At 37.6% G+C, this 13975-nt stretch carries 15 protein-coding genes; all 15 read right to left on the reverse strand.

Annotated features, from left to right (window positions below):
* Positions 1-10: 10 nt before the first annotated feature.
* Entirely contained in the window at positions 11-229 is a 219-nt protein-coding gene (locus CC204_RS07740; RefSeq protein WP_088269664.1) for a hypothetical protein, read from the reverse strand.
* An 81-nt stretch (positions 230-310) separates the two neighbouring features.
* Positions 311-1762 (reverse strand): PTS sugar transporter subunit IIC, encoded by a 1452-nt coding sequence (locus CC204_RS07745; protein WP_088269665.1) that lies wholly within the window; start codon positions 1760-1762, stop codon positions 311-313.
* A gap of 127 nt (positions 1763-1889) precedes the next feature.
* Positions 1890-2210, reverse strand: a complete 321-nt coding sequence (locus CC204_RS07750; protein WP_087641070.1) for a PTS lactose/cellobiose transporter subunit IIA — start codon at positions 2208-2210, stop codon at positions 1890-1892.
* Positions 2211-2247: 37 nt separating this feature from the next.
* Positions 2248-2568, reverse strand: a complete 321-nt coding sequence (locus CC204_RS07755) for a PTS sugar transporter subunit IIB (protein ID WP_088269666.1) — start codon at positions 2566-2568, stop codon at positions 2248-2250.
* Between the two features lie 664 nt (positions 2569-3232).
* A complete protein-coding gene (locus CC204_RS07760; RefSeq protein WP_088269667.1) occupies positions 3233-3484 on the reverse strand; it encodes a hypothetical protein in 252 nt (83 codons plus the stop codon).
* Between the two features lie 73 nt (positions 3485-3557).
* The gene (locus CC204_RS07765) at positions 3558-4040 is read right to left on the reverse strand and encodes a tetratricopeptide repeat protein (RefSeq protein ID WP_088269668.1); all 483 of its coding nucleotides are present in this window, start codon (positions 4038-4040) and stop codon (positions 3558-3560) included.
* 62 nt (positions 4041-4102) lie between these two features.
* Entirely contained in the window at positions 4103-4600 is a 498-nt protein-coding gene (locus tag CC204_RS07770) for a hypothetical protein (RefSeq protein WP_088269669.1), read from the reverse strand.
* Between the two features lie 427 nt (positions 4601-5027).
* Positions 5028-5228, reverse strand: a complete 201-nt coding sequence (locus CC204_RS07775; RefSeq protein ID WP_088269670.1) for a cold-shock protein — start codon at positions 5226-5228, stop codon at positions 5028-5030.
* 605 nt (positions 5229-5833) lie between these two features.
* Complete coding sequence (locus CC204_RS07780; RefSeq protein ID WP_088269671.1) at positions 5834-7108, reverse strand: PTS sugar transporter subunit IIC; 1275 nt, start codon at positions 7106-7108, stop codon at positions 5834-5836.
* A gap of 99 nt (positions 7109-7207) precedes the next feature.
* Complete coding sequence (locus CC204_RS07785; protein ID WP_087641064.1) at positions 7208-7525, reverse strand: PTS lactose/cellobiose transporter subunit IIA; 318 nt, start codon at positions 7523-7525, stop codon at positions 7208-7210.
* A 36-nt stretch (positions 7526-7561) separates the two neighbouring features.
* The gene (locus CC204_RS07790) at positions 7562-7882 is read right to left on the reverse strand and encodes a PTS sugar transporter subunit IIB (RefSeq protein ID WP_088269672.1); all 321 of its coding nucleotides are present in this window, start codon (positions 7880-7882) and stop codon (positions 7562-7564) included.
* A gap of 149 nt (positions 7883-8031) precedes the next feature.
* Positions 8032-10746: a sigma 54-interacting transcriptional regulator gene (locus CC204_RS07795; RefSeq protein ID WP_088269673.1), complete on the reverse strand. Its 2715-nt coding sequence runs from the start codon at positions 10744-10746 to the stop codon at positions 8032-8034.
* Between the two features lie 36 nt (positions 10747-10782).
* Entirely contained in the window at positions 10783-12060 is a 1278-nt protein-coding gene (locus CC204_RS07800) for a DEAD/DEAH box helicase (protein ID WP_088269674.1), read from the reverse strand.
* 26 nt (positions 12061-12086) lie between these two features.
* Positions 12087-13088, reverse strand: coding sequence for a Gfo/Idh/MocA family protein (locus tag CC204_RS07805; RefSeq protein ID WP_088269675.1), 1002 nt, complete (start codon positions 13086-13088; stop codon positions 12087-12089).
* Between the two features lie 8 nt (positions 13089-13096).
* Positions 13097-13834 (reverse strand): DNA/RNA nuclease SfsA, encoded by a 738-nt coding sequence (sfsA, locus tag CC204_RS07810; RefSeq protein WP_188634520.1) that lies wholly within the window; start codon positions 13832-13834, stop codon positions 13097-13099.
* Positions 13835-13975 lie beyond the last annotated feature (141 nt).

The following is a 13975-nucleotide window of genomic DNA, read 5'->3' on the forward strand; positions in this document are numbered from 1 at the left end:
CCAATCTTTTTTAAACTGCTGCTGCCTGGAAGTATAAGACACCGCCCCAAGGTTGCGCTTTGATCAATTCTTTCGCTTTCTTAGCTGCTTCTTCTTTGTCTCCAGTTACTTCAAACACTAATTTGATTCCTTGTTTTTGACTAAACTTATACGTGAAATCTCCACCATCATAACTTTCTAATAATGCTTTGATTTCTTCTTGCTGCATTGCGCTTGCGATTGTAATCATGTTAACCTCTCCCTTTTAAACAATGAAGCAGCTGCTTTCACTTAGTAAAAGTGAAAGCAACATGCTATTTAATTTTTCTTCTTACAGATCTGTTGGTTCCATCTTATTCGCTGCAATAACGAATGGTGTCCAGATCAAGAATGTTACGACCATACACACAAGGGTAACTACTGGTGCACGCCAGTCTGCTCCTGTTGCTAAGAATGAAAGCAATAGCGGCGGTACAACCCATGTTACTTGTTGTGATACAGGTGCTACTAAACCGAAGTATGTTGCTAACCAACCGATTGTAGTTGCTACTACTGGCGCAACCAAGAATGGTACAAACATGATTGCATTCAATACGATCGGTAAACCAAACATGATTGGTTCATTGATGTTGAAGATACCAGGTCCTAATGACAGTTTACCTACAGTTAAGTAGTCTGCACGTTTAGAGAATAACAGGATCGCAATGATCAGAACGATCGTTCCGCCAGATCCGCCGAACCATGCAAATGCGTCAAATGAACCACGTACCCACATATACGCTTTTCCATCATCAATGGCTTTCAAGACCGCTGGTGTACCAGTTAAGCCTTTGTAGCCTTTTTGGAAAATATCGATATTGATCAATTGTGCTTGTCCCCAGATACCTTCTAATACTGGTGCCAATACGTTTGGACCATGGATACCGAAGAACCAGAAAATTTGTACAAAGATCGTTACGATCAACACTGCGCCGATTCCTTGAGATAGGCCCAAGAACGGTTCTGCAATATATTTTTGAACTAGATCGATGATCAATTGTCCATCTGTTAATTTACCTACGACAAAGTTAATAATTGCGATAACATATAATGCGATCGTTGCTGGTAAAATCGCAGCGAACGCTTTTGATACTGCCGGCGGTACTGAATCAGGCATTTTGATCGTGATGTTCGCCAACATTAATTTACAGAAAATGATAACTGAAATTGCTCCCATGATCATTACTGTGAAGTATGCATTTCCGTTTAAGTGGTCAAGTTTCAACCAACCCCAGCCGCCTGCTGTTAAGCCTTCAGCTGTTGCTGACCAACCAGTTGTTGCTGAGTTTTCATTGATCGTGTTCATCAACTCTTTAGGAATAGCTGTTTCTAATGTATTAGAATAAGCAAAAGCAATCCCTTGAATCAATGTAGCTAAACCAACGATACCACCCGCTAGGTCGTTTACTTTGTATGCTCTAGCTAAATTATAGCCCCAAGAAAAGGCAAAAATCAAACCGGCAATCGCCAACGTCCCATTCCAAACAAATCCGTTGATCCCAATAATGACATTAATAACTGCGAAGAATCCTTTGTCTGCAGCAAGGTTTGCTGCATAGTCTGAGAAGAATTGCTGCGGCAGATCACGAATGATCGCGTTGATCATAACGGCGATCGAGCCGGCCATTGTTGCTGGCATTGTACCGATAAAAGCATCACGTAACGCAACTAAGTGTTTTTGTGCACCGATTTTACCAGCTACCGGCAGAATGTACTTCTCCATCCAGGCTGTTAATCCATCCATTTTTTGTTCCTCCTATAAATAATATTTATTTAAAGAGTAAACTACTCTTCAAACCCGTTTGACTGAAGTCCCGTTCAAAAAACTCCAATGTCTACTTTCTCCCGTTCAAAAAAGAAAATAAAACAGTTTATTCGTTGTCCATACGACGATACAAATCGATGATCTCTTTCGCTAAATCTGTAAACGCAATCGATGTCATCAAGTGATCTTGACTATGAACCGTTAATAATGTGACTTGAATATGATTTCCTTGCGCTTCTTGCGTCAGCATTCCTGTTTGAGAATGATGGGCTTGCACCAAAGATTCCTCTGCATCCGCGATTTTTTGATCTGCCAACTCAAAATTTCCAGCTTTCGCTGCGGCAATTGCTTCCATTGCATCACTCTTAGCATTACCGCCATACATGATCAAGCCCATAACAGCTTCTAAATTTTGTTGATCTTCCACTTTTTATTAACTCCGTTCATCGATTATTTTTTCTTGCTTATTTATCCATTAAAGCGATTGCTTGATCCAATACCTTTTCACCGTTCATCATACCGTAGTCTGACATGTTGATCACATCTAATGGAATTCCTTTTGGTTCTAATTTTTGTTCAAATTGTGATTTCATGAAACGAACTTGCGGGCCTAAAAGTAATACGTTTACATCTTTCGCCTCTAAATTATTGTCTGCATCTGACGCTGAAACCGCAAAGATATCAGCTTCCATTCCACGTTCTTCTGCTGCCTTTTGCATTTTTGTTACTAATAAGCTTGTGCTCATTCCTGCTGAACATACTAACATGATTGTTTTTTTAGCCATTTTCTGACACTCCTTCTAAGTTGTTTGTTGTACTTACACTTTTATATAAAGCAAAAAGCGTGCCAAAAATTGTATAGACCAAAACCAGTAATATCAAGGTTTTGGTCTATACGTTTTGTGTACACACTAATTCTTTTCGGTTACACTGTATAAAATGTGTGCGTTTTCTTTGTTGTATCTAAGGCGTTTGAAGCGATTTCAATATTTGCACTTATATTTGTTGTTTAGATTGTATCACTACTTATGTGTCTCCTAATAAATTCAGATCGTAATTTTGACGCTTTAATGAATGCTGAGACTGATCATCTCTTCAAAGCAGAACTGGAAATATTTTGACCTATTGAAAATGATCGTTTTATTCTCAATGTATCCTTTTTGACTTTCATCACTCCTATTTGCACCTCTATTAAAACATCCACTCATTCAAAAAATAGTCACATGGTAACTAGTAATATACAATGTTCTTTTTTTCCGCTCTCCATTATGATCTTTTTTGATAAGCTACTCTAAAACTGCTTGATTTCTTTTACTAACCATTGTTTGTAGTATCTAAATTGTTCATTCGTGTGAAAAAAGTTTTCACCATCAATTAACATATTTAGCTTAATTGATACTTATATTCTTTTTCATACACAAAACCTCTTCATTCTAATTCTTATCTTTTCTAGTCCTTTTTGAAAACTATTGACATAGTTTTTTCAGTCAAATCAAATTTTTTTATTTGTTCTTCCGTTGCATCGCTATAACTAGAATCATTATTTTTTATTAAATAAGGACTACAGAACATCTTGCCTGTCGTTTCTTCTAAGAAAATCGAATAGAACTCTGAAATAAAATGGTTCTCCTGATGTGGAACGAGTTTATAAATATTTCCATTTTTATACAGATAGTCGCCTAATTTATGTTTTCCCTTCATCTTTGAATCTCTCCATTTAATTCTTTTTGTAAAAAAAACTAGATTCTCTATGCGTATCTCAATAGAACTCTTCTCACCAAGTTCTATCCAATTTATCTGAATAATACATTATCGCTTTTTGATAAGCTTTGATTTCTTTGTCTCCAGAAGTTGTGGCAATCAAACGCAACAAAATTTCCATGCCTTCTGAATACTGATTCAAGTTATATAACGCCATTGAATAAAAAACTTTAAGAGCATTATTATTTGGAAACTTTTCGATCCCACTCTTTAATGTTTTTGCGGCTAAATCATAATTGCCCAATGTTCTATATGTACTACCTAGACCAAGAAATGCCCCTTCTAAATCGGTACCTTCTAAACCATTCTTGATTGATTTTTCGTAATAATACACTGCTTCGGACTCTTTTTCTAAGAGATCAAAACTCCAAGCAATCTGATAGTTTAAATAAGGATCATCCTCTTCATTTTTTAATAATTCCAATAACAACTGGTTAGATTTTTCTAGTTTTCCTTCTTCTCTAAACTGTAGAGCAGCATTTATATTGTTCTTCATTAGTTACCTCCTTGCTATTGTTTTTGATATTATCTTTTTAATTTGCTAAATTTTCTTCTAAACTACTGACCTACGGCTCTTTTGGCAACTGTATATTTTTGTTTTTTTAAAGTCGGTATACTGCTTTTTGTTCGTTCATCACTATATTGAACTAATACAAGTTCATGTATGCCTTCTGTAACTGCATTAGGTACTTTTTGCAAATTAAGAGTTTCTTTGGAATCAGTTAAATTTAGCTTGTCCAACAATTGACCATCTGCATATATATATGAAATCATACTTCCATCTATGCCTTCTGTTTCTATTTTTATTGGCGTTTGTTCTGTGTCTTTATCATATCTAATAACTACTTCAGTTCCCTCTTTAGAATTTCCCTGATCACTTGAAATATTAAATTTCCCTTCTCCCAAATTAGACATATGGGCAAATATATTACTTTCTTCAGTTGATTCTACTTCTTTTGTATTGAGATTACTTTCCGAACTACACCCCATCAAGAAAACGAACCCAATAAGAATTACGATCATTTTTTTCATTTTAAAACAATTATCTTTACGCAAATAGATTGCCACCTTTCCTTTACTATACCTTTTTAAACCAGCTGTTACATTTACTTTATCTCATAACCACTGATTAATAACAACTCACGATGATCAAAAAAAGAGAGAGTATGTGGATCAATAATCTATTCTCATTTATCTTGAAAATAGATTTTACTATTCTTTTCATAAATTAATAGATAAATTTATTTATGCAATACGAAATACTATTTTTTCAAAGATCGTTACATACAAAAAGGGTTGAGCCAATAGTCATTTAGGTTCGATTTTAAGGAAATTGCCAAAGAACCTGACTTTTGACCATTATTTATTAAGAATTAGAGTGCGAAACAAAACAGATTTTTAGTTTGAAGTGCGCCCTAATTTATCCACAATAGGATCCTATCAGTTCCAATAAAAAAAAGCCACACGAGGTGGCTTTAATTATTTATGCTTTATGGATATTAACAGCTTGCATTCCACGTTGACCTTCTTCAGTATCAAATGTTACTGCTTGGCCTTCGTCTAGTGTTTTAAAACCATCTGTTTGAATAGCTGAAAAATGAGCAAACACGTCTTGACCATCTTCTCCTGTGATAAAACCAAAACCTTTGTCTGCATTAAACCATTTTACTGTACCGTTGTTCATATATATTCCTCCTGATGCATATCTAGTATGCTAATTGTTGCAATAAATATTTGATAAGCAAAAGTAAGAATTATATTATTTATGTATAACACTATAATTTACGTTTCAAAATCGATTACTTATGTAGTATAACACAAAAATGGATCGAATGCTTGATTTTCTATTAGCAGTGCATTTATTCTTTGTCTAGCTTATTATCGAGCTGTTAGTTTGTATTAAGAACGAATGGTTTTGGTATAGGTATTTTTTACACTTAGTCCCCACTCAAAGAAAACGATCCTTCCGCATCTAATCAAAAAAGGCTGATTTCTACTTATACTCATAATATTTTAGCCATATCCTTTTTAAAATAATAGTTTTATCCTATAGTTACTGCCTCATTATTCAATATAAATAAAATCAACACCTAATATATATATACAGCTAGTTATTGTAGCAAATACAAGGTCAATAAGCCCACGTTAGAATTCAATAATCGAACCACACATTGATTTCCATTTTCGATGTGTGATTTTTTAATAAAACTACCATACATCCTATCAAATAACTTTTATATCATACAAAAACGCTCGATCATTAAGAAATGATCGAGCGTTTTTTACTTATTACTTCGCTGCTTCTGCTTGTTCTTGTTTCAAGAATTGATCTGTTGCCACTTTAACAAATGGGATGTAGATCAAAACTGAGATCAATAAGTTGACTGCGGCTAAAACTCCGCCGGCAATACTCTTCGTTGCCAAGAATCCGCCGATGATCGGTGGTGTTACCCAAGGTGGCATGAATGTCGCACCTGGTACCAATCCGCTCGCTGTAGCAACGTAAGCGGTTGTTACAAGAACCATTGGCGTGATGATAAATGGAATGAACATGATCGGATTTAAAACGATCGGAAGTCCGAACATCACAGGCTCATTGATATTGAAAAGTCCCGGCGCTAAACTTAAGTTTGTGATGACTTTGTAAGGTTTGTTTTTGCGCCCTACGATAAAGATTGCGATCAACAGACCTAATGTAGCACCTGTTCCTCCTAAGTTTACAAATGAATCAAAGAAAGGTTTGTTTACGATATACGGGATTTTTTCGCCCGCTTCAAGTGCTTTGATGTTTGCATCGATCGCTGGTACGTTGATTGTTTGCATCAATGGATCGACCATGTTTGCACCGTGTAAACCGAAGAACCATAAGAATGGTGTAATAAATGCTAACAATAATGCTGAAGGATAGCTGTTTGCTAAGCCCATAAATGGTTTTTGAACTGCTTCATAGAATGATATAACGATGTTTTCAACGCCGAATCCTAAGAAGATAGATGTAATCAAGCTGAATAAGCTGATCGTGATCATTGCTGGCAGTAATGCAGCGAATGATTTAGCCACTGCTGGCGGTACGCCGTCTGGCATTTTGATGACTAATTTTTCGTTTCCAACTAATCTTTGGAAGATTTCTCCTGAAATAAGTGCAATAACTAAAGCAATAAATAATCCTGTTGCATCCATGCCGCTAAGTCCGCCAACTGCGAAGAATGAAGCGACAGATACAGTACCGGCAGCAATACCGTCTTTACCGTAAGATTTTACTAAATTATAAGCAACTAAAAAGGCAATCAAAACTGAAAAAATAGCAAATGTACCATTCCAGATATTTCCGCCAAAACTCTTCCAGATCGGCGCATCATTGGCGATCATTGGGAATAGTTTGTCCATTAAATCTGAAAATCCCGGAATCGGTAGGTTATTGATCAGCACCGCAAGTGCTCCTAAAATCATTAACGGCATCGTTACGACAAATGCGTCACGAATAGCCACTAGATGACGTTGTGCCGCAATCACAGATGCTTTGGGCATAAAGTATTTTTCCATCCATTGAACAAATTTGTTCATTTTGTGTTTCCCCCTAAACAATATTTATCTAAAAAGCAAAATGCTTTTCAAATCGTGTTGACAACGTCCCGTTCAAAAACGTTGTGTATCTTTTGGATCCTATTTGTTGTCCATACGACGATATAAGTCGATGATTTCTTTTGCCAAGTCAGTGAACGCAATCGATGTCATCAAGTGATCTTGGCTGTGAACTGTTAATAATGTAACTTCCATGTGGTTTCCTTGTGCTTCTTGTGTCAGCATTCCTGTTTGCGCATGGTGAGCTTGTACTAAAGATTCTTCTGCATCCTTCACTTTTTGATCTGCTAACTCGAAGTCACCAGCTTTCGCTGCTGCGATCGCTTCCATTGCATCGCTTTTAGCATTTCCACCAAACATGATCAAACCCATAACTGCTTCTAAATTTTGTTGTTCCATTTGTAAAACTCCTATCCGCTTTTTATTTTTTCGTGATTATTTTTCCATTAAAGAAATTGCTTGGTCTAACACTTTTTCGCCATTCATCATACCGTAATCTGACATGTTGATCACATCTAACGGAATTCCTTTTGGTTCTAATTTTTGTTCAAATTGTGATTTCATGAAACGAACTTGCGGGCCTAATAATAAGACGTTCACATCTTTTGCTTCTAAATTGTTATCTGCATCTGATGCTGAAACCGCAAAGATATCCGCTTCCATCCCACGTTCTTCTGCTGCTTTTTGCATTTTTGTTACTAGTAAACTTGTGCTCATTCCTGCTGAGCAAACTAACATAATTGTTTTTTGAGCCATTTTCTGACACTCCTTCATTTTTATTTGGTTATACTCTTATATAAGCAAGAAGCGTGCCAAAAAAATATATAGCTAAAAACCCAGCAATAATCAGGATTTCAGCTATATATTTTTGTGTACACACTGTTATTTTTTAGCATACACACTCGTTAATTGTGTGTGTATGCTGTCGTCGTTTTTATTTTATTTTCTAAAAACATTCTTGTTACATGAGCGACATCGGATTCTGTGAAAGAAACCCGATACGCTTTTTCGATCACCATTAAGTTGGTTCTCGTAACATCTGCTTCTAAGCGATTTTTCTTCATGAACTCTGCCAAATTATCAAATTCTTTGGTCGGTTCTCCTTTTAAACTAGCATCTACTAGAAAGGCTAGATGAATCACGATCCCTGCATCCACACCAGGTTCTACAATAATATGCATATCTGTCTGGATTTGATGGACCGTCTTTTGCAGCAGGACGATTAGCTTTTGTAATGAATCCACTGCAGTAATCGTACCACTTAATGATTTCACGATTTTTTCTGTTGGAACCTCGTCGCCTGCAATGCGTTTTAGCACATTCAATTTTTCATCGTCGAAAATATCGAAGGCAGAGAAGAATGGAATATTTTGATATTCAACGTCTACTGTGCCAGCAATCGCTTTGATTTCGTATTCTTCCATCAAACTATCGATATGTTTTTTAAAGGCTTCACGTTCTAAAAATTGCATTTGAATGATCTCAACTTTATTTTCATCGATCACAGGTAAAATTCGCTGGTATAGTTTTGCAGCGACACCTTCGCCGGTAAAACAAGTCACGACCACTGCTTTTTTGATTTCTTTTTGATTCTGCGGACTCGTTCGGAATTGTTCTCTAATGATACTTTCAAAGGACATTTGGATATTTTGATAAATATCTTCCAAACTTCTGCCCACACTTGCCATCCGAATCGCTTCTAAAACGATCATCGTACTCGTCATCGTAATGGCTTTTGTACGAATCCCAGTTTCTTCGAAAATCAAGTTTCCAAAAGAATTCAATGAACCCATATCCGTTAACAGCAGCATACCATTTGCCAGTTCGTCCCGATGAGACAACACAAAGTTTTTCAGCTGTTCATACATCGTTTGGACTTCCATCGTCAATGGCATGTTCATCGCCACGCCCGTTTCAGTTCCCAGAAGTTCCTGCGCCGTTTTCAGCATACTTGAAGCAGTTGAATCGCCATGCATCAGTACGACTACACCGACATTATTGACATGGACCTTTTCTTTATTGCCAAGATTGATCGATAGGAACATACTGATAAAGCCAATTTCATCAAAGGGAATCTCAATATTGTTCTCTTCTTCAATGATCGCAGAAAGATCCATCGCGACTTGAAATTCTTTTTTCATGTTTTTACGTACATTATTTAAATTAGGATGCACGATAACATGCCCTTCACGCACACGCTCGATCGTACTTTGTAAATGCAGTGCAAAGGCAAAACGTGCTTTTTCGTTATAGGTACGCTCTAATCTTTTTTCGGCAATATCATACAGTCGATCGGTCAATTTCCAAATAGGCTCCGGCAATAATTCTTTGTGCACAGGATTTTGGGTCAATTCATCCACGTAGGTTTGGAAATAGGCATCCATATCACTGGAAATCAATTGTTCTAAGTCAACGTTTTCCAGTTCATTAGCCGATAGTTTCGCCACTTTTTCTTCTATTTCATTATACACTTGCATATCACGCGCTGGATCTTGGGACCAGACGACTTCGTTTGTACCAGGCTCAAATGAAAGATAATTACTTTTACTGTCTACAAATCGATCCAAACGATCAGAGACTTCTTTGATTTTCAGTAACCCTTTTTGAACTTGCAGCGGCAGGTCACTTTTTCTAATGACTAAGCTTTCTTCATTATGTGTTCGATAATGGAGAAAAGATTTGGCACAAACTAATTTCAAATCACGTTTTACCTGACCGATATTTCCCTCCGCATCATACAACATGAAGGCGAGGATCGCATCGCGTTTGATATCGATTCGTTGATTTAAACGGTTCGCTTCTTGTTTGATAAAAAGAGAAATAATTTCATATCGCTCATCAAGTGAACGAGCGTCTAATGAAGGCAAGGTGATCGCCATTGGAATTCGCCGGTTGAACGTTGTTAGGAAGCTTTCTGAAGATTCCGTTGTTGCACCGATAATTTGAACCGATGCTTCATAGGTTTGCCCACTTTCACCTAACGGGCGGTAAATGCCTTTATCAATAAAAGTAAACAGCATCTCTTGACCTTCAGGCGGCAAGCGGTGAATCTCATCGAGAAACAAAATCCCGCCATCGGCTTCAGACATCAAGCCGGGACTATCTTCATTGGCGCCGGTATACGCTCCTTTTTTTACCCCAAAGATATGTCCGAAGAGTAGTTGAGGGTTTTGAGCATAATCGGCACAATTGAAGGAAACAAACGGTGCACCAGGTGATAGCGTGTTAGAATCCACGGCGAAATGGTACATACACTCAGCAAATAAGGACTTCCCTGTACCGGTTTCTCCGAAAATAATGGTATGCAATCCGCGTGGCGGGTACAAAATGGCGGCTTTGGCTTGTTGGATACTGACTTTTAATGAATCATTGGCACCAACTAAATTGTCAAAGGTCACTTCACTGGAACTATCGACATGAACTTTCTCTTCTTCTACAGCAATGGAATAGATGACTGGACGTCCGTCACTTTTAATGATTTTACGTTCTTTGTATAATTCACTCAAATAACGGCTGGCATTACTGCGATCGATCATCAATTCTTCAGCAACATCCGCTGCTGTCATTCCCTGTTTTTTTGATTCTAATACTGAAAGAATTTCATCTTTTCTAGACTTCATGGATATCCTCCTTAAATCAGGACCTTTACGAACGTGCTATTTTTTCTCTGGGGAAGGTTTACGTCTAGCCCCTTTATTCTTAGAATTTTTAGGTCTTTTTTTTGATTTTTCTTTCGGTTTTTCTTTTCGTTGTTCGACCAGCGCTTTTTTAGGGCGTTCATTAGGCGTTGGTTTTTCTTCAGTCACATTTTTTTCTTTTCTAGTCAGGTGTAAGGCACCTTCATAGAGGAAAATTTCTTGTGTTGTCAAACCAATTTTCTTCAATATCCGTTGATAATCTCTCTTCGTTGCATCATTGACGAATGTAATGACTGTGCCAGATGCACCCATTCTTCCTACGCGACCAGATCTGTGAATATAACTTTCCTCAGATAAGGGAACATCGGTGTTAACAACATACGGTACTGCTTCAAAGTCTAACCCTCTGGCAGCAATATCTGTGGTTAAAAGCATGACCGCTTTTTTACCTGCAAACTGGTCGATCGCTAATTTGCGTAAGGCTTTATTTTGATCAGAAGCTAAACTAACAACAGGTAGCCCTTCATAGATCAATTTTTCTTCTACAACGCCTAAATCGGCCACTTGATTAAAGAAGACCATACCACGAAAATCTGATGTATAAGACAAACTTCTCAAATATGCACTTTTCTTTCGCGGAGATAGGTTCATGTAATAATGATTGACTGTTCCAGCAGAATGATCTTCGTCCGTCACATCGATGATCGTCAGCTGCTCTGCTAGTTTCTGTGCTTCTTCAGTTACTCGATCCGCTGTCGCAGAATAAAAGACAAGCTGAAAATCAGTCGGTGCACTCGTCAAAATCTGTTTAGTCAAATTCAATTCTTTTTCATGAAAAAGCTGATCGACCTCATCCATTACGATTGTTTGTAGTAAATGGCTTTTGATTTTTTTAGCTTTGATCAGCTCCAGCACTCGGCCTGGTGTTCCTACCAAAATTTCTGGTTTCTTTTTTAGTTTTTCAACTTGTCGGCTGACGTTGGCACCACCGATCAGCAGTTGTGTTTTCAATTGGAGCAAGGAGGCCCAATCACGTGCGACTTGGCTGATTTGCATTGCTAATTCCTGAGATGGAGCTAAAATCAATAATTGACTGCCTTGATCTTTTTCTACATTTAAAAGGAGCGGTAACACATAAGCTAATGTTTTACCTGAGCCTGTTGGCGAAATGCCTAACACATTTTGCTTTTCTTTTAGCGGCTCAAAGCTTCTTTCTTGAATGATCGACGGCTCGCTAAAACCAGAAGCTTGCCAATGTTCTTGCCAAGCTTCTGGTGTATTCTGGATAAATGTCATAATGATCCTTTCTTCTTTAAACTAATTTATTCTTTATCTGCATCAAAAACGATGCCGGCACTTTTTCTTAAGGTTGTTAATACTTTATTGACATTGCGGGATAATTCGACCCATTCTTCATAACGGACGCCTTGAACTGGATCGTTGGGATTTTCGAGAACATCTGCAAAATCGTGTGCTTCTTCGATCATTGGATTTTCTTCTGTCGTAATCGAGAGGATGTCTCTTTCTTGGTGGTTACGATCATGAAATTCAGCTTTACTGATTGCATTCACACTATCTAAGATCAATGTGCCGCCTTCAAAATAAATTTCAGAATCTAAGAAGGCATCAGCATTCTTCCCTGTTTGCAGCGTCACATCAAACAAATCGTAACGTAGAATCGCTGTACCCATACCGTCAACTCCTGTCGGCAGCTTACGAGCAAAATAATGACTTTCATTCGGTAAACCAAACCAGCCAACTGCCGCATAAACAAGATACACGCCTAAATCAGCGATTGCTCCGCCAGAAAAATGCGGAGAAAAGATATTTGGTTCTTGTCCAGCCAATACTTGGTCATAACGGGAAGAGTATTTCATATAGGTAAAGTTTGCACCCATGATTTGGTTTTTAAGCGGTAATAGGTCTGCAATTTTCTTGAAGCTTTTTTCATGAACATTTCGAGCAGCTTCAAAGAAAAAGACCTTTTGTTGATTCGCTAATTCAATGATTTCAGCCATTTCTTCTGGTGTAGAAAAGGCTGGTTTTTCGACGATCACATTTTTCCCTGCTAAAATTCCTTGTTTTGCTTGTTCAAAATGTAGGGAATTTGGTGAAGCAATATAGACGGTATCCATGTGTGCGATACCGAAGAACGTTTTCAGATCAGTCGCGTACTCTACATCACCGTACTCTTCTCCAAATTTTTGTGCCGTTTCTAATTTGCGTGAATAAACCGCTGTTAAATCGTAACGGTTTGTTTCCAATGCTGCTTTGACAAATTGATGGCTTATCCAGTTTGTTCCAATAATACCTAAGTGAATCATCTTTACCCTCACCTTTCTGAATTTGGATCTTCAAACTTTTTCGTTACATCAAATGGAACTTGATGCGCTACTGCTATTGTATCAGGAGTAACACGACAATTGTAAGCAATGACGCTTAGACCTTGTGTTTGCCCTAATAAAATCATTTCTGCTAATGCCGGCTGCATCGCTGTATGGATCGTTGCTTCTTGAACTTTTTCAAACTGAACGATAAACAAAACATAGCTTTGATAGCCTTCTTTGTGTGCCTCGATCAGCTCCGTCACGTGCTTTAAGCCGCGAAGCGTTGGTGCATCAGGAAAAGCACCGATTTCTTGATTTTCTAACGTCATTCCTTTGACCTCGACAAATGCTTGATTGCCTGTATCTGTCTCTATTAATATATCAAACTGTGAATGAGCGAAGCGTTTTTCTCGCTTGACAGAAATGATCTTTCCTTTAAGCTCAGGCAAAATAATCGTTCCATCTAGAATCGCCTGGCTTGCTAAAGCGTTAGGAACCTGACTATCGATATTAAACCATGCCTCTTTTTTCTTGACTGCAATCAGATCATAGGCTGTTTTTCTTTTAGGAGATGGCTGATAAGACAAGGCAACTTCCACCTCTGGATAAAACAACTCTTTACAGCGACCTGTATTCTTGACATGAACAGTGACTATCTCCCCTGTCGCCTGTATTCTGCAAGTTGCAATGAAGCGGTTTGGTCTGTCAATAAAATGTGCTAGATGCACGTTAGGATATGTAATCATTGTAACACCCTTTCCTCAAAACAATACCATATTTTGAACGAAAAAGCATTGTCAAACTTTTCATTCAATCCCTGAGGACAAGACTTCATTAAGTTTTTTTATAGGAAAAGATTTTCCAATAGTTTGTTCTTGTTTTTC

This window comes from Enterococcus wangshanyuanii (assembly GCF_002197645.1).
Classification (GTDB): Bacteria; Bacillota; Bacilli; order Lactobacillales; family Enterococcaceae; genus Enterococcus_L; species Enterococcus_L wangshanyuanii.